Origin of the sequence: Breznakia blatticola (assembly GCF_004365815.1) — a bacterium.
GTDB classification, from domain to species: Bacteria; Bacillota_I; Bacilli_A; order Erysipelotrichales; family Erysipelotrichaceae; genus Breznakia; species Breznakia blatticola.
In genome coordinates this window covers 1-16785 of sequence record NZ_SODD01000051.1, presented here as the reverse complement: position 1 = coordinate 16785, position 16785 = coordinate 1, and the positions used below count along the sequence as shown (strand labels likewise).

Sequence of the window (16785 nt, the reverse complement as noted above, 5' to 3'; positions counted from 1 at the left end):
CTCGAACACAGAAGTTAAGCACTTTAACGGCGACGATAGCTTGGCCTGCCCAAGTGAAAATAGCAAATCGCCAGTTGATTAGACATCCATTTCGGGTGTCTTTTTTTGTGTTGCACCTTTTTTAGAAAAGATGTTCACCTAGATAGCGATTATGCTATAATTATAAAGATATTTATAGGAGGCTTACCTATGTTAATTCATACCATTCAAGGTATTCAAGAAATGATTGGTGGTTCATTACAATTAAATGGAGCTGCAGCAGACCAAAGAGTTGCTGGAGTTTCAACAGATTCGCGAATCATCGAACAGGACAATATATATATTGCAATTGCTGGAGAACGTGTTGATGGACATACATATATCGATAGTGCCAGCAAGCAAGGTGCAGTACTAGCAATTATTGATAACGAAGCATTTGTGACAAGCAGTATAGCTACATTACTTGTAGAAGATAGTGTAAAAGCTTTACAGGACTTAGCAAAGGCGTATCGTGAGTCATTGGACATACAAGTAATTGGAATCACGGGAAGTAATGGAAAGACTTCCACAAAAGATATTCTTGCAGCTGGTTTAATGGCTACTTACAAAGTAACAAAAACATTAGGAAATCAAAACAATGAAATCGGTGTTCCGATTACTTTACTAAGAGCAAGCAAAGACACAGATGTTATCGTTTGTGAGATGGGTGTTGAAAATGTCGGAGATATCGCATTTTTAAATCCGATGGTACAACCAACGATGTCGATTTTAACTGGTGTTGGTGCTGCACACTTAGCAACTCTGGGTTCGAAAGAGAACGTTGCTCGTGCAAAACTTGAAATTATGGATGATTTACCTAATGATGGTCTTTTTGTCTATTATGGAGATGATCCATTTCTTGCCAAAGTTATTGATGAAAAACAAGATGTACCAGTAGAACGTATACGTTATGGAGAACAGGATGATAATCAAATTCAACTGACTTCATTTACCCAAAAAGATGATATGATTTACTTTACAACAAGCGCTACGAACGCTACATTTCATATCCAAACCATTGGAAAACATCAAGCAATTAATGCCTTAGCAGCAATTGCGTGTTTAAAAAAGCTAGGTCTTAGAGATCAACAAATCCAAGCTGGCTTTGATATGTATGAGCCAACAGGTATGCGTAATGAAGTAGTTAAAATTGATCGTTTTACAATTTTGAATGACAGTTATAAATCAAACCCGGAAAGTGCACAAGCTGCAATTGATGCATTTGCTGGTATTGAAGGTGCATATCGTGTTGTTATTTTAGGAGATATGTTAGATTTAGAGCCAGATGAGAAAATGTATCACAAACAAGTTGGAGCATATGTAGCAAATAGTTCGTTTGATGAATTGATTGCATATGGACCATTATCAAAGTATTATATTGAACAAGCAAGTAAAATTGCACCAAACAAGGTGTATCAGCATATGGATAGTCATGATGCAATTGTTGATTATTTAGAAAGTCTAGAAAATCATTCAATTGCAGTTTTGATTAAAGGAAGTCGAGGAATGCAACTAGATAAAGTTGTTGATAAATTAAGAGGTAAATATGAGTAAACTACAAGTAGGAGTTATTTTTGGTGGGAATTCAAGTGAATATCCTGTATCTTTACACTCTGTCGCTAGTGTTTTGCGTAACTTAGATGCAAATAAATACGACGTAACCATGATTGGAATTGATCCAAATGGAAACTGGTATGTATATGATGGTGATATTGATACACTTGAACATGATCACTGGTTAGAAAGTGGACATGCGACACGTGCGTTACTATCTCCTTCAAAACAAGAAGGATTATTGATTCTTGAAAATGGAACATATACAACGAAAAAGTTAGATGTTTTACTTCCTATTTTACATGGTAAAAATGGAGAAGATGGAACGATTCAAGGACTTTTCACATTATCACAAATTCCATACGTTGGTTGTAATCATGTAAGTAGTGCAATTGCAATGGACAAAGAATACACACATATCATTTGTGAGAGTGCAGGAATTCCAATGGCACCATATATCGCTTTACGTAAAAACATGCCACAAACAATGGCACAGATCGTAAAACAAGTTGAAGCAAAACTTCAATTTCCATTATTTGTGAAACCTGCAAATGCAGGAAGTAGTTTTGGAATTAGTAAAGTGAATGTTATGGATGATTTAGAAAAAGCGATCGATTTTGCATATGCATATGATGATAAAATTGTCATTGAAAGTGGAATTTCTGGATTTGAAGTAGGAAGTTCAGTATTAGGAAATGATGCACTAATTATTGGAGATGTGGATGAAATTGAAACACATAATTCTTTCTTTGATTATGATGCAAAATATGAATTAGAAAATACACAAATACATTGTCCTGCAAGAATATCAGATGAGAAAAAAGCAGAAATTAAAGCATATGCGAAAACGATCTATCATGTGCTTGGATGTAGTGGATTATCAAGAATTGATATGTTTATTGATGATGATGAAAAAATATTCTTCAATGAGATTAATACAATTCCAGGATTTACATCAGCAAGTCGTTATCCAAGTATGATGGCAAATGTTGGTTATGATTTTCCAAAACTACTAGATACATTACTTGAACTTGCTTTGGAGAAAGCAAATGCTACAAAGTAAAAAAAGAACTTGGGTCGAAATTGACGAAAACAAGATTGTTCATAACTATCATGTGATGGATAAGCATATTCATGATACGAAGATTATGGCAGTAGTGAAAGCTGATGCGTATCATCATGGAGATGTAAAAGTTGCCTCACTTTTAGAAAATGAGGGTTGTGATTTCTTTGCTGTAAGTAGTGTGGATGAAGCTGTGCGTTTACGTCAAAACGGGATCAAAGCAAATATCTTAATCCTTGGATTTACACCAAGTGAACACTTTCATTACTTACATGAATTAGATATTGTACAATGTGTGTTTTCAACAGAGTTTGCACAAACGTTGAATACATATGCAACTACACAAAATGTAAAGATTCGTGTACATATTAAAGTAGATACAGGAATGGGACGTATTGGCTTTCCTTGTTTAGATGATAACTATCATATTGATGAAGTAAAAGCAGTCTATACATGTGATCATTTGGAAGTTGAAGGGGTATTCTCGCACTTTAGTGTAGCAGATACGTTTGACCGAGATGACGATGAAGCATATACATTCCATCAAATTGAATTATATGAAAGAGTCTTACAAGATTTAGCAGTTGCAAATTTACCAGTGAAGATTAAACATATTCAAAATAGTTATGGAGCAATTAACTATCCAAATTTACCATATGATTATGCACGTATTGGAATTCTACTGTTAGGAAATACAAGTGATGATGCACAACCATTAAAAGTTCCTTGTGATCTTGAACCTGTTCTTACCTGGAAAGCACAAATATCTTGTGTAAAGCAAGTAAAAGCTGGTACGTATATTGGATATGGGCGTAATTATCAAGCAACAAGCGATATACAAGTCGCAACGGTTGCATGTGGATATGCAGATGGATTAAACCGTAATGCCTCGCATAAAGGCTTACAAGTGCTCGTAAAAGGAAAACGTTGTACCATCATCGGGAACATTTGTATGGATCAATTTATGATTGATGCAACTGGACTTGATGTACACTGTGAAGATGAAGTAACCATCGTGGGGATAGATGGGGATGAAGTAATTAAAATTGATGAGCTTTCAAGAGCTGCAAATACGATAAACAATGAATCGTTTACTTTACTGGCTTCACGTGTACCTAGATTTTATATAAAAAAAGATTAAGGAGAACCTATGAAGAACCATAAGAATTATCTAATCGATATCCTCAAGTTGATTGCTGCAATTTTTGCAATTCTTGCATACTTGCAACCATTTAAAGGAGTGAGTGATATTGCTAACTTTTTTGTCTCATTTATTTTGGGAAGAGTTGCTGTACCATTTTTCTTTGTTGCAAGTGCATATTTCTTTTTTAGAAAACTCGATTTCCATGAGGAAAGTGAACGCGAAAATCGTATGTATTTACGGAACTATTTATGGCGTCAAGCGAAGCTGTATGTAATTTGGACGGCAATCTATATTGTTCCGATTATTTATAACTTAGCACAAGCTAAATTTAGTGCACAAGCCTTGTTATTTCTCGTTCGTGATTTCTTCTTTACTGGAAGTTATTATCACTTATGGATATTTCCAGCAATGATGTTTTCAACTGTACTAATCTATATCATGATGCATAAACTACGTCCAATTCGTGTATTGGAAATCGGACTGGCTTTATTTGTTGTTGGTATGATGATTAATGTCTATACACCAGTGCTAGCTGAAATTCCTGGTATTTCACAACTTGTAAAACTATATTTAGATATATTTGGAACTGCCCGTAATGGACTATTCTATGGAACGATATTTACTTTACTAGGTGCTTATATTGCACAAACACCCGTATCAACAAACCGTGAATTCTATGTAAAACGCATCATTGTATGTGTTGTATTACTTTTAATTGAAGGTTTCTTTATTAAAGGGCTTGGACTATTTAGTGATCAAACGTATATGTTAATTACATTAGTACCTTTACACTACTATTGTTTCTGTTTGGTTTTAACATTCAATTTGAACTACAATCCACGTTTTGTGAATTATCGTTCATATAGTATTTTGATTTATTTCTTATTTGCTTTATTTGCTTGGATTATTTCTATACTACCAATTGAATTCAATAACTTCTTTACAACTGTAATCGTTTTAGTTATCGTAGTTGATTTGGCATATTTAATTTATAATATTTCCAAACGTAAAGAGTTTAAAATCTTAAGGAACTTATATTAATGTTACGACTGGATCAAATCAAACTTACCTTGGATGAAAAGGAAAGTGACTTACAAGAAAAGATCTTAAAAAAGTTGAAGATTGCGAAAAGTGATCTTCAATCTTTTTCCATCTATCGAAAGAACATCGATGCACGGCATCATCAAGTTTCGTATAGTTATAGTCTAGATGTTGAAGTTGTTAATGAAAATGCCATCTTACAAAGGAAGATAAAAAATGTGCGTAAACTTGTTGTTGAACCACGAAGTGAGCTTGTTGGTGGAATTGTTGAATTGCATACGCGACCAATTATTGTTGGCTTTGGTCCAGCAGGGATGTTTTGTGCATTGCAACTTGCTAGACAAGGATATAAACCCCGTGTATTTGAACGTGGAAGTCAGGTTGAAAAACGGGTGAAAGATGTGGAAACATTTTATCAAACACGTACGCTAAATGAAGAAAGTAATATTCAATTCGGTGAAGGTGGTGCTGGTACATTCAGCGATGGAAAATTAACAGCACGCACAAAAGATTATCGCGTACAAGATGTCTATGACATGTTTGTAGAACATGGTGCACCTAAAGAAATTGTATATGATGCATATCCACATATTGGTAGTGATATTTTAATTGATGTAGTTCGCAGTATTCGAAAGGAAATCATTGCACTTGGTGGATCGCTTCATTTTGATTCAAAAGTGGAAAAGTTGATTATTGAAGATGATGTATGTAAGGGAATTGTTGTGAATACGCAAGAAATCTGTAGTGATGTTGTTGTTCTTGCCTTAGGAAATAGTAGCCGTGATAGTTTCTATCGTTTTCATAAACAAGGATTGCTCATGGAAAGTAAACCGTTTGCTGTTGGACTACGAATTGAACATACGCAAAAAGCGATTAATGAAGCACTGTACCATAAATATGCAATGCATGAAAGTTTACCGCAAGCCAGTTATCGATTGACGCATAACGTGGAAGGCTGTGGCGTGTATACGTTTTGTATGTGTCCTGGTGGACAAGTAGTAGCAGCAACAAGTAATCAAGGACATGTTGTTGTTAATGGAATGTCTAATTATGCAAGAGACAAAGAAAATGCAAATGCAGCAATACTTGTGCAAGTAGATGAAAGTGACTATGGTGAAGGAATATTCAAGGGTATCGAGTTTCAAGAGAAACTAGAGCGACTCGCTTATGAACTTGCTGGAAGCACATATAAAGCACCAGCACAACGCGTAAGTGATTTCTTAGAAGAACATAGCGAAGGGGAAATGATTGAACCATCATACCCATTAGGTGTAACATACACGAATTTACATCGCTTATTACCAGAAAGCATTACATATAAGTTGCAAGAAGGAATTCGAGCGTTTCAAAAGAAAAACAAAGCATTTAAAAATGGAAATGCTTTACTGACAGGAGTAGAAACACGCTCTTCATGTCCAATTCGTATCTGTCGTAAGGAAACCATGGAAAGCAGTACTATCAAACATGTATATCCAATTGGTGAAGGTAGTGGGTATTCTGGTGGAATCACATCAAGTGCAATTGATGGCTTGAAATGTGCAGAAGTAATTATTACAAAGTACACAAATACAAATATCAGTAAGTAGAACTATCGTGTCGTGAGCATTCGCGGCACTTTTTTCTTAGCTGTGTGGCATAATAATAGAGGATTGGAGGTCCTATGAGTAAAAGTAGATTAGAGGCATTTAGTGATGCAATTATTGCCATTATTATGACAATCATGGTTTTGGAATTAGAACTGCCAAGGGAGCCAACCTTCGCTTCGTTATTTGAAATGAAAACAACCTTTATCGTGTATTTTATTTCCTTTATTTCACTAGCGATCTATTGGAACAACCACCATCATATGTTTCAAGCAGTTAAGAAAGTCAATGGACGGATCTTATGGGCTAACATGTTATTTATTTTTATCTTAACATTGGTTCCCTTTGCGACACGTTGGGTAGATTCACATCTATTTGATTTAGCACCTGAGTTATTTTATGCTTCAGTTTTGATGCTAGCAGATCTTGCATATGCATGGGTACTACATGAATTAGTAAAAGCACAGGGTAAACATTCATTGATTGCTAAAACAACTACAGGGTATCTAAAGTTAAAAATTACAATTTCATTAAATATCATCGGAGTGCTACTTGGTATATTTATCTCACCAGTACTAATTATGATGATGTATATTTTTGGTTTACTTCCTTGGTTAATTCCTTCTCGACAAATTGAAAAACTATTAGAAGAAATTGAATCGTAACACGACAAGAAATGAATCTGAAAATTCGTGATATTTTTAGTTGATGTTTTACTTGAGTATTGGTATTATAGTTGTAACGAAAAGGTCCTTTAAGATCATCCAGAGAGGTGAAGAAGGTCATAGACTTTATTTTTTTTGAACAATAAAGGTCCTTTTGCATATTTGCAAGGACCTTTTCTTTTAGGAAAATTGGAGGAAACACGATGTACAAAAGTTTGCTAACCATGAGCGATTTATCAAACAAGGATATCATCAACATTTTGCATGACGCAAAAAAGTTTTCAACTTCACATAAAGATTGGCATTTTACGAAATCGTATTTAGTTGCTAATCTTTTTTTTGAACCTAGTACACGTACACACTATTCATTTGTTAGTGCGGAGTATGGACTCAATTGTAAAGTTGTAGACTTTAATGCAAATGCCAGTTCATTAAAAAAAGGTGAAAGTTTATATGATACCATCAAGACATTTCAGATGTTAGGCTATGAGGCAATGGTGATTCGCCACCCTGAAGATGAGTATTTTAAACAATTGGAATCCATTGATGTACCAATGATTAATGCAGGAGATGGATGTGGAAATCATCCAAGTCAGTGTTTGCTTGATTTATATACAATCTATGAACACTTTCAAACATTTGAAGATTTAAATGTTGTAATTGTTGGAGATATTGCACATTCACGAGTTGCGAAAAGTAACGATGAAGCATTAACTCGATTGGGAGCAAATGTAAAATTTGCAGGTCCTAAAAAATGGATGATTGATACAAAGCGTTACATGGATTTGGATCAAGCCTGTAAATGGGCAGATGTTGTTATGTTACTACGTATTCAACACGAACGACACGAACAAGAAACAGCATTATCTAAAGATACATATTTAGATATGTATGGACTTACAAAACAGCGTTATGAAACATTAAAAGAAAAAACGATTGTAATGCATCCAGCACCTGTCAATCGACAAGTGGAAATTGATTCAGATTTGGTGGAAGCAAGTAAGTCTAGAATTTTTAAACAAATGGAAAATGGTGTGTATGTACGCAAAGCAATGTTGAAATATGTACTCCAGGAGGAATTTGAATGATTATACGAAATGCACGAATACTCGTAAAAGATAATGAGACAAAAGTTCAAGATATTCGAATTGTAGATGGAAAGATTCAAAGAATTGCAGATTATATTACATGTGAAAACGAGCAAATTCTTGATGTGAATGAAGCTTATGTGATGCCTGGAGGAGTTGATGTGCATGTGCATTTACGTGAGCCAGGATTTGAAACAAAGGAAACAATAGCAACTGGTAGTTTGGCTGCAGCTCATGGGGGATATACAAGCATCTTTGCAATGCCAAATATTCACCCGTATCCAGATAATGTAGAAGTAATGAAAGCATATCAAGAACGCATAAAAAAAGATGCAGTGGTTCATACATATCCATATGCGACAATTACAAAAGGTGAAGCAGGAAATGAACTTGTTGATATGAAGGGATTAAAACAACTTGGTATTCACTGGTTTAGTGATGATGGGGTTGGTGTTCAAAGTGAAACGATGATGAAACAAGCAATGCAACAAGCAAAAGCAAATGATGTTATGATTGTCGCGCACACCGAAGATATGTCCTATCGACCAAAAGAAGGATGCATGCATGAAGGAAAACAAAATAAAGTTTTAGGACTTGTTGGAATTCCAAGTGAAACGGAATATAAACAAATTGAACGTGATTTGCAACTTGCATATGAAAGTGGGTGTGCATATCACATTTGTCATATGAGTTGCAAAGAAAGTGTACAGTTACTTCGAAGCTATAAAGCAAAAGGTGCAAATGTAAGTGGGGAAGTAACAACGCATCACTTACTACTTAGTGAAGAAGATGTACATAATGCAAATGATAAAATGAATCCACCATTACGAAGCAAAGAAGATAAGCAAGCACTTATCGATGGCTTACTTGATGGAACCATTGATTTTATTGCGAATGATCATGCCCCACATACAGAACAAGAAAAAGCACAGGATATGGTGCAAGCACCATTTGGTATAGTGGCATTGGAAACAAGTTTGCCCCTGATATATACACACTTTGTGAAAACTGGGATATTTACACTTGAACAGTTTGAACAATTTGTTAGTAAAAAAGCAGCAAAACGCTTTGGCTTACACCATACTGCAAAAATTGCTGAAGGGTATCAAGCAGATCTTGTAGTTTGGTCAGAAACAGAGGGTGTGATTGATAAAACAACATTTGCTTCCAAAGGAAAAAATACACCATTTGATGGATATAAAGTTGCAGCCCAAATTGCAACGGTTCTAGTAGATGGTAAAATAGTATATAACAGCCAGGAGGATATATAAAATGAAAAGACAGTTAATATTAGAAGATGGAAGTGTATTCGTAGGTGAAGGATTTGGTGGAAGTAACTATCAAATGGGAGAAATTGTCTTCAACACCGGAATGAGTGGTTATCAAGAAGTAATCAGTGACTTAAGTTACTGTGCACAAATTGTTTTGATGACATATCCAATGATTGGAAACTATGGAATCAATCGTGATGATTTTGAAAGTATTGAACCAGCAATCTTCGGATTGGTTGTAAGTGAATACTGTGAATATCCAAACAACTGGCGCTCTGATGAAAGTATTGATACATTTCTAGCAAGTAATGATATTCCAGGACTTGCTGGAATTGATACAAGAAAACTAACAAAACTAATTCGTAAAGAAGGTACGATGAAAGCCATTATGGCAGATATGGATGTTGATGTAGATGCAACTGTTGCCATGTTGAAAGCTGCACCATATCCAACTGGACAAGTTGCACAAGTTTCTACGCAAAAAGCATTTCAAGTACCAAATCGCGGACGTCGTGTTGTCTTAATTGATTACGGAGCAAAACAAGGAATTGTTCGTGAATTATCAAGTCGAGGATGTGATTTGAAAATTATGCCATATACATCAACGGTACAAGAAGTTATGAACTTAAAACCAGATGGAATTATGCTAAGTAATGGTCCTGGAGATCCTCGTGAACTTACTCAAGCAATTGAAAATATTCGTGCCCTTATTGGACAAATTCCAATCTTTGGAATCTGTTTAGGTCACCAATTAATTGCCCTTGCTTCAGGTGCGAAAATCGATAAATTAAAATTTGGACACCGTGGAGCGAACCAACCAGTTATGAACTTACTTACAGGTAAAGTAGAAATCACAAGTCAAAACCACTCATTTTCAGTAAATGAAGAAAGTTTGGCAAATACAGATTTAGAAGTTACACACCGTAACTTAAATGATAAAAGTGTTGAAGGTCTTGCTTGTCCTGAAAAGAACTTATTCAGTGTGCAATACCACCCAGAAGCTGCACCTGGACCAGAAGATGCAAACTACTTATTTGACACATTTATGAGAGTAATGGATGCACAAGGGGGAAATAAATAATGCCAAAACGCAACGATATTAAAAAAATTATGGTGATTGGTTCTGGACCAATCGTCATTGGACAAGCTGCAGAATTTGATTATGCAGGAACCCAAGCATGCCAGGCTTTACGTGAAGAAGGCTATGAAGTAATCTTAATTAACTCAAACCCAGCAACCATCATGACAGATCGTGAAATTGCTGACAAAGTGTATATTGAACCATTGACACTTGAATTTGCATCGAAAATTATCCATAAAGAAAAACCAGATGCAATTTTGGGAACACTAGGTGGACAAACAGGTCTAAACCTAGTTGTCGAATTATCAAATGCTGGAATTTTAGAAAAAGAAAATGTTGAAATTCTAGGGACAAAATTAGATGCAATTGAAAAAGCGGAAGACCGTGAAAAATTCAAAGCATTAATGGAAGAATTGGGACAACCAATTCCAGATAGTTTAATTGTACATACGGTAGAAGAAGCACTTGTATTTGCAAATGAAATCGGTTATCCAGTAGTTGTGCGTCCTGCCTTTACCCTTGGTGGTACTGGTGGAGGATTTGCCAGAGATGATGAAGAATTAAAAGATATCGCAAAAAATGGATTGAAACTTTCACCAGTGACACAATGTTTGATTGAAAAAAGTATTGCTGGATATAAAGAGATTGAATATGAAGTTATGCGCGATAACAACGATAATGCAATTATGGTTTGTTCGATGGAAAATGTGGATCCAGTTGGAATTCACACCGGAGATAGTATCGTTGTTGCACCAGTGCAAACCTTAAGTGATCGTGAACACCAAATGTTACGTAATGCATCTTTGGATATCATTCGTGCACTTGAAATTTGTGGAGGATGTAACGTTCAACTTGCTTTAGATCCACACTCATTTAACTACTATGTTATAGAAGTAAATCCAAGGGTTTCTCGTTCATCTGCATTAGCTAGTAAAGCAACAGGTTATCCAATTGCCAAACTTGCGGCAAAAGTAGCTGTAGGACTTACTTTAGATGAAATACTAAACCCAGTAACACAAACATCATATGCTTGTTTTGAACCAAGTATTGACTATATTGTGGCAAAACTTCCACGTTTCCCATTTGATAAATTCCCAAGTGCAGATCGTCGCTTAGGAACGCAAATGAAAGCTACTGGAGAAGTTATGAGCATTGGTCGTAACTTTGAAGAAAGTTTACTTAAAGCCATTCGTTCAATTGAAATGAAAGTCGATCATATTCAAATCAAAGAAATGGATGATATGAGTGATGAAGAACTATGGAAGAAAGCGAAATGGCGTGATGATGAACGTATTTATGCAGTAATGGAATTGATTCGTCGTGGGGCATCATTTGAAGATATCTTTGAATTAACGATGATTGATCCATTCTTCTTAGCGAAACTTAAAAACATCCACAAAATGGAAGAAGAGTTAAAATACAACGTTGGTGATGTCGATGTACTTAGAAAAGTGAAACGTAATGGGTTCTCTGATTCATACATTGCACGTGTATGGAATATGAGTGAAGATGACATCTACAATTTACGTAAAAAAGAAAATATGATTCCTGTATACAAAATGGTAGATACATGTGCAGGTGAGTTTGAAAGTCACACGCCATATTTCTACTCAACGTATTTAGATGAAAATGAAAGTATTCGTACCGATAAAAAGAAAGTTATTGTACTTGGTTCAGGTCCAATTCGTATTGGACAAGGAGTTGAGTTTGACTATGCAACCGTACACTGTGTGCTTGCATTACGCGAAGCTGGATATGAGGCAATTGTTGTCAACAACAACCCAGAAACCGTATCGACAGACTTCTCGATTTCTGACAAATTATATTTTGAACCTCTAACACTCGAAGATGTAATGCACATTGTGGATTTAGAAGATCCAGAAGGTGTGATTGTACAATTTGGTGGACAAACAGCAATTAACTTAGCAGATGGACTTGTACGTCGTGGTGTGAAAATTTTAGGAACAAGTGTAGAGAACATCAATAAAGCAGAAGACCGTTACGAGTTTGAAGCGATGTTACGTAAACTTGGTATCCCTCAACCACAAGGGGAAACAGCAATTACTGTTGAAGAAGCATTAGCGATTGCTTCACGTATTGGCTATCCTGTACTTGTTCGTCCAAGTTATGTGCTTGGGGGACGTGCGATGGAAATTGTACACTCAGATAAAGATTTAGAAGTATATATGACCAATGCGATGAAGGAAATTAGTCATGATGCACCTATTCTTGTCGATAAATACATTGTCGGAAAAGAAGTAGAAACGGATGCTATTTGTGATGGTGAAAACGTATATATTCCAGGAATTATGGAACATATTGAACGTGCTGGAGTTCACTCAGGAGATTCAATTTCTGTCTATCCAACACAAACCTTAAGTAAGGATATCAAATACAAAATTATCGAATACACAACAAAAATTGGTAAAGGATTCAATTTCATTGGATTATTCAATATTCAATTTATCGTTGATAAAGATGATGACTTATTTGTACTTGAGGTAAACCCAAGAAGTTCAAGAACCGTACCATTCTTATCAAAAATTACAAATGTACCAATGGCAAATATCGCCACAAAAGCAATCATGGGACAAAGTTTAATCAAACAAGGATACCTTGAAGGAATTAAACGTGAAACAGAACGTGTATATGTAAAAGCACCTGTATTCTCATTTGCGAAACTACGTTCAGTAGATACGACACTTGGACCAGAGATGAAGAGTACTGGAGAATCTCTAGGTGGAGATGAAACACTTGAAAAAGCCTTATACAAAGCAATGGTTGCTGCAGGTACAAAAATTCCATTACATGGAAGTGTACTTATGACAATCGCAGATGAAAACAAAGAAGAGGCTCTAGATATTGCTAGACGCTTTGAAGAAATCGGTTATGGAATCTTTGCGACAAGTGGAACATGTAAATACTTAAAAGATCATGGTATTCGTGTAGAAGAAGTTGCGAAAGTGGAACAAGCAGAAAATGATGTACTTGACTTAATTATCAAAGGAAAAGTTGATTATGTTGTAAATACGATGAGTCAAGATAAAGGTTCTAGAGATGATGGATTCTTAATTCGTCGATTCTCTGCAGAAAATGGAATCTCATGTCTAACAAGTTTAGATACTGTAAATGCAATTTTAAAAGTAATTGAAGCACAAAGTTTCTCCGCTTTACCAATGGGAGATCAGTAATGATTGTTAGTAAAGATGCAGTTTTAGGGAATGTAGAAATTGCCAAAGACACATTTGAGATGATTCTACGTCCACAACATATGCCAACGATTTTACCAGGTCAGTTTGTGAATATTAAACTTGATGGATTTATGTTGCGAAGACCAATTAGTGTTTCTAGTGTGAATCATAATTGCTACAAGATCATCTACAAAGTTGTAGGTGATGGAACCAAAGCTTTAAGTAAAGTAAAAAAAGGACAAATACTAGATGTCCTTGAACCATTAGGTACACCATTCCCAATCGATGATTTAGATGAAGTTCTAATCATCGGTGGGGGTGTTGGTGTTCCACCATTATTTGAAGTTGCAAAGCAATTTCGTGATAAACAAACAAAAGTTACAGTTGTCTTAGGTTTCAACGATAAAGAGAGCATGTTCTATGAAGATGACTTTGCCTTTCTAGGTTGTGATGTATATGTAGCAACGATGGATGGGAGTTATGGAACAAAAGGAACTGTACTTGATGCAATTGCAGAACACAATATTACAATTGATACGATTTACAGTTGTGGTCCGATGCGTATGCTTGAAGCATTAAATCAAACATACACGAAAGGGTACTTAAGTTTTGAAGCACGTATGGCGTGTGGTATTGGAACTTGTATGGGTTGTGTATGCAAAGATAGTAAAGATAAACAATTATACTATCGTATTTGTAAAGAGGGACCAGTTTTCCCAATTGGAAAGGTGGCATTTGAATGTTAGATATTAAATTACCTGGACTCGATTTAAAAAATCCAATTATGCCAGCAAGTGGATGCTTTGGGTTTGGTCGTGAATATGCAGAATTATATGATTTAAGTATATTGGGTGGAATTGCCATAAAAAGTGCAACCATTGAGCCACGTTTTGGAAATCCAACGCCACGTATTGCAGAAACACCTTCAGGAATGCTTAATGCGATTGGACTGCAAAATCCTGGTGTCGATAAAATTATCGAAACAGAACTACCGTTCTTAAAACAATACGATACGCAAATTTTAGCGAATGTTGCAGGAGCAAGTGAAGAGGACTATATTGAAGTAATCAAACGCTTAAATGATTGTCCAGAAGTACATGCATATGAACTGAATATCTCTTGTCCAAATGTAAAACATGGTGGAATTGGATTGGGAAGTGATCCGATACTTGCAGCGAATATTACGCGTATGGCAAAAGCCGTAGCAACTAAACCTGTATGGGTTAAACTTTCACCAAATGTAACAAATATTGTCGAAATCGCTAAAGCAGTGGAAGAAGCAGGTGCTGATGGACTTGTGTTAATTAATACATTGCTAGGAATGCGACTTGATTTACATAGCGCAAAGCCAATCATTGCCAATACAACTGGAGGACTGAGTGGACCTGCAATTAAACCAATTGCGATACGCATGGTATACCAAGTCTATCAAGCAGTTGATGTTCCAATTATTGGAGTAGGGGGAATTACTTGTGCAGAGGATGTACTAGAATTTCTATATGCTGGAGCTAGTGCAGTGCAAGTAGGGATGTATAACTTTGTAGATCCATACATCTGTCCAAAAATTATTGAACAGTTACCAACAGTCTTAAAAAAATATGGCTGTAAATCAGTAAAAGATGCGATCGGAAGGAGTCATGTATGAACAAAACAATTGTAGCTTTAGATTTTTCAACAAAAGATGAGGTCTTAGATTTCTTAAAGCAATTTGATGAACCTATCTATGTAAAAATCGGAATGGAATTAACATATGCATGTGGATTGGATATTGTTAAGGAAGTAAAAGAAATGGGACATCATATCTTCTTAGATTTGAAACTTCATGATATTCCAAATACGGTAAAAGGTGGAATGAAAAACCTTGCAAAACTTGGTGTAGAAATTGTGAATTTACACTGTGCTGGTGGAATTGCGATGATGAAAGCAGCGATTGAAGGTTTAGAAGAAGGAAGCGTTGGAGGAAAACGTCCATTATGTATTGGGGTTACACAACTAACAAGTACTTCAAAGGAAGCGATGAATGATGAATTGGGTATTCCTGGAGAAGTGATTGATTGTGTAAAACTATATGCGAAAAATGCAAAAACAGCAGGACTTGATGGAGTGGTTTGTTCGGTACATGAAGCTAAAGCCATTCATGAAGTATGCGGACCTGATTTCTTGACGGTTACACCAGGGATTCGTTTAGCTGATGATTCAAAAGATGATCAAAAACGTGTGGCAACACCAGCGTTTGCCAAAGAAGAAGGGTGCGATCATATTGTGGTTGGACGTTCCATCACAAAAAGTGCAAACCCAAAAGAAACATATTACCAAATTGAGGAGATGATGAAATAATGAATGAAAAAGTAATTGCAAAAAATCTATTAGATGTAGAAGCTGTATATTTACGTCCAAATGATCCATTTACATGGGCAAGTGGAATTAAAAGTCCAATCTATTGTGATAACCGTTTGGTTTTATCATATCCTGAAAAACGCGATGCTGTTGTTAGTGGGTTTGTTTCAATGATTCGTCGTGAATTTCCTGATGCAGATATGCTAATGGGAACAGCAACTGCTGGTATTCCTTGGGCTGCAATGGTTGCACAAGAATTATACAAACCAATGGGATATGTAAGAAGCTCAAATAAGAGCCATGGTAAAGAAAATAAAATTGAAGGTAAAGTTACACCTGGAATGAAAGTTGTAGTTGTAGAAGACCTTATTTCGACTGGTGGAAGCGTAAAGGATGTAATTGATGCTTTACGTGATGCAGGTTGTGAAGTTTTAGGTGTCGCTGCAATCTTTACATACTTATTACCGAAAGCAAAACAAGCATTTGAAGATATGAACTGTGAACTTCGTACACTAAGTAATTATGATTACTTGCTTGAAGCTGCAGTAGAAAATGACTATATCCAAGAAGCAGATTTAAAGAAACTACAAGCATTTAAAGCAGATCCAACAAGTGATGCTTGGATGAATGTAGAATAAATCAAATAAAACAGTTAAAAGGGGCTGTGACAGATAGGCATATTTAGCCAAATCTGGAGCACAGCTCCTTTTTTTCTTGGTTTATTCCATATATTGCTCATTTTCTTAATC

14 protein-coding genes are annotated in these 16785 nt (G+C 35.7%); all 14 read left to right on the top strand.

Annotated elements, in window-relative coordinates; all coding sequences use genetic code 11:
• The first annotated feature begins 189 nt into the window (after nt 1–189).
• The 14 genes from EDD63_RS10305 to pyrE all read left to right on the top strand — a co-directional run bounded on the left by EDD63_RS10305 (nt 190) and on the right by pyrE (nt 16674).
• Nucleotides 190–1572, top strand: coding sequence for a UDP-N-acetylmuramoyl-tripeptide--D-alanyl-D-alanine ligase (locus EDD63_RS10305; protein ID WP_134171139.1), 1383 nt, complete (start codon nt 190–192; stop codon nt 1570–1572).
• Nucleotides 1565–2635, top strand: coding sequence for a D-alanine--D-alanine ligase family protein (locus EDD63_RS10300; RefSeq protein WP_134171137.1), 1071 nt, complete (start codon nt 1565–1567; stop codon nt 2633–2635). Before EDD63_RS10305 ends, EDD63_RS10300 begins: the two co-directional genes overlap by 8 nt.
• Nucleotides 2622–3776 carry an alanine racemase gene (alr, locus tag EDD63_RS10295; protein ID WP_243833768.1) on the top strand — a complete coding sequence of 385 codons (1155 nt, stop codon included), beginning with the start codon at nt 2622–2624 and terminating at the stop codon, nt 3774–3776. The genes EDD63_RS10300 and alr overlap by 14 nt, the downstream gene beginning before the upstream one ends.
• Nucleotides 3777–3785: 9 nt before the next feature.
• Complete coding sequence (locus tag EDD63_RS10290) at nt 3786–4820, top strand: acyltransferase family protein (RefSeq protein ID WP_134171135.1); 1035 nt, start codon at nt 3786–3788, stop codon at nt 4818–4820.
• Nucleotides 4820–6406, top strand: coding sequence for an NAD(P)/FAD-dependent oxidoreductase (locus EDD63_RS10285; protein ID WP_134171133.1), 1587 nt, complete (start codon nt 4820–4822; stop codon nt 6404–6406). Before EDD63_RS10290 ends, EDD63_RS10285 begins: the two co-directional genes overlap by 1 nt.
• Nucleotides 6407–6480: 74 nt before the next feature.
• The gene (locus EDD63_RS10280; RefSeq protein WP_134171131.1) at nt 6481–7068 is read left to right on the top strand and encodes a TMEM175 family protein; all 588 of its coding nucleotides are present in this window, start codon (nt 6481–6483) and stop codon (nt 7066–7068) included.
• Between the two features lie 203 nt (nt 7069–7271).
• The gene (locus EDD63_RS10275) at nt 7272–8156 is read left to right on the top strand and encodes an aspartate carbamoyltransferase catalytic subunit (RefSeq protein WP_134171129.1); all 885 of its coding nucleotides are present in this window, start codon (nt 7272–7274) and stop codon (nt 8154–8156) included.
• Nucleotides 8153–9427, top strand: a complete 1275-nt coding sequence (locus EDD63_RS10270) for a dihydroorotase (protein ID WP_134171127.1) — start codon at nt 8153–8155, stop codon at nt 9425–9427. Before EDD63_RS10275 ends, EDD63_RS10270 begins: the two co-directional genes overlap by 4 nt.
• 1 nt (nt 9428) lies before the next feature.
• Complete coding sequence (locus EDD63_RS10265; protein ID WP_134171125.1) at nt 9429–10508, top strand: carbamoyl phosphate synthase small subunit; 1080 nt, start codon at nt 9429–9431, stop codon at nt 10506–10508.
• Nucleotides 10508–13699: a carbamoyl-phosphate synthase large subunit gene (gene carB, locus EDD63_RS10260; protein WP_134171122.1), complete on the top strand. Its 3192-nt coding sequence runs from the start codon at nt 10508–10510 to the stop codon at nt 13697–13699. The genes EDD63_RS10265 and carB overlap by 1 nt, the downstream gene beginning before the upstream one ends.
• The gene (locus tag EDD63_RS10255) at nt 13699–14445 is read left to right on the top strand and encodes a dihydroorotate dehydrogenase electron transfer subunit (RefSeq protein ID WP_134171120.1); all 747 of its coding nucleotides are present in this window, start codon (nt 13699–13701) and stop codon (nt 14443–14445) included. Before carB ends, EDD63_RS10255 begins: the two co-directional genes overlap by 1 nt.
• Nucleotides 14439–15344: a dihydroorotate dehydrogenase gene (locus EDD63_RS10250; RefSeq protein ID WP_134171118.1), complete on the top strand. Its 906-nt coding sequence runs from the start codon at nt 14439–14441 to the stop codon at nt 15342–15344. The genes EDD63_RS10255 and EDD63_RS10250 overlap by 7 nt, the downstream gene beginning before the upstream one ends.
• Complete coding sequence (gene pyrF / locus EDD63_RS10245; RefSeq protein ID WP_134171116.1) at nt 15341–16036, top strand: orotidine-5'-phosphate decarboxylase; 696 nt, start codon at nt 15341–15343, stop codon at nt 16034–16036. Before EDD63_RS10250 ends, pyrF begins: the two co-directional genes overlap by 4 nt.
• Complete coding sequence (gene pyrE / locus EDD63_RS10240) at nt 16036–16674, top strand: orotate phosphoribosyltransferase (RefSeq protein WP_134171114.1); 639 nt, start codon at nt 16036–16038, stop codon at nt 16672–16674. Before pyrF ends, pyrE begins: the two co-directional genes overlap by 1 nt.
• The last annotated feature ends 111 nt before the right edge of the window (nt 16675–16785 follow it).

What these genes read in the sequence shown, in the direction of transcription:
- pyrE (WP_134171114.1), top strand. Translation starts at nt 16,036, where the DNA reads ATGAATGAAAAAGTAATTGCAAAAAATCTATTAGATGTAGAAGCTGTA.
- EDD63_RS10255 (WP_134171120.1), top strand. Translation starts at nt 13,699, where the DNA reads ATGATTGTTAGTAAAGATGCAGTTTTAGGGAATGTAGAAATTGCCAAA.
- EDD63_RS10270 (WP_134171127.1), top strand. Translation starts at nt 8,153, where the DNA reads ATGATTATACGAAATGCACGAATACTCGTAAAAGATAATGAGACAAAA.
- EDD63_RS10305 (WP_134171139.1), top strand. Translation starts at nt 190, where the DNA reads ATGTTAATTCATACCATTCAAGGTATTCAAGAAATGATTGGTGGTTCA.
- EDD63_RS10250 (WP_134171118.1), top strand. Translation starts at nt 14,439, where the DNA reads ATGTTAGATATTAAATTACCTGGACTCGATTTAAAAAATCCAATTATG.
- EDD63_RS10275 (WP_134171129.1), top strand. Translation starts at nt 7,272, where the DNA reads ATGTACAAAAGTTTGCTAACCATGAGCGATTTATCAAACAAGGATATC.
- pyrF (WP_134171116.1), top strand. Translation starts at nt 15,341, where the DNA reads ATGAACAAAACAATTGTAGCTTTAGATTTTTCAACAAAAGATGAGGTC.
- EDD63_RS10265 (WP_134171125.1), top strand. Translation starts at nt 9,429, where the DNA reads ATGAAAAGACAGTTAATATTAGAAGATGGAAGTGTATTCGTAGGTGAA.
- EDD63_RS10285 (WP_134171133.1), top strand. Translation starts at nt 4,820, where the DNA reads ATGTTACGACTGGATCAAATCAAACTTACCTTGGATGAAAAGGAAAGT.
- carB (WP_134171122.1), top strand. Translation starts at nt 10,508, where the DNA reads ATGCCAAAACGCAACGATATTAAAAAAATTATGGTGATTGGTTCTGGA.
- alr (WP_243833768.1), top strand. Translation starts at nt 2,622, where the DNA reads ATGCTACAAAGTAAAAAAAGAACTTGGGTCGAAATTGACGAAAACAAG.
- EDD63_RS10280 (WP_134171131.1), top strand. Translation starts at nt 6,481, where the DNA reads ATGAGTAAAAGTAGATTAGAGGCATTTAGTGATGCAATTATTGCCATT.
- EDD63_RS10290 (WP_134171135.1), top strand. Translation starts at nt 3,786, where the DNA reads ATGAAGAACCATAAGAATTATCTAATCGATATCCTCAAGTTGATTGCT.
- EDD63_RS10300 (WP_134171137.1), top strand. Translation starts at nt 1,565, where the DNA reads ATGAGTAAACTACAAGTAGGAGTTATTTTTGGTGGGAATTCAAGTGAA.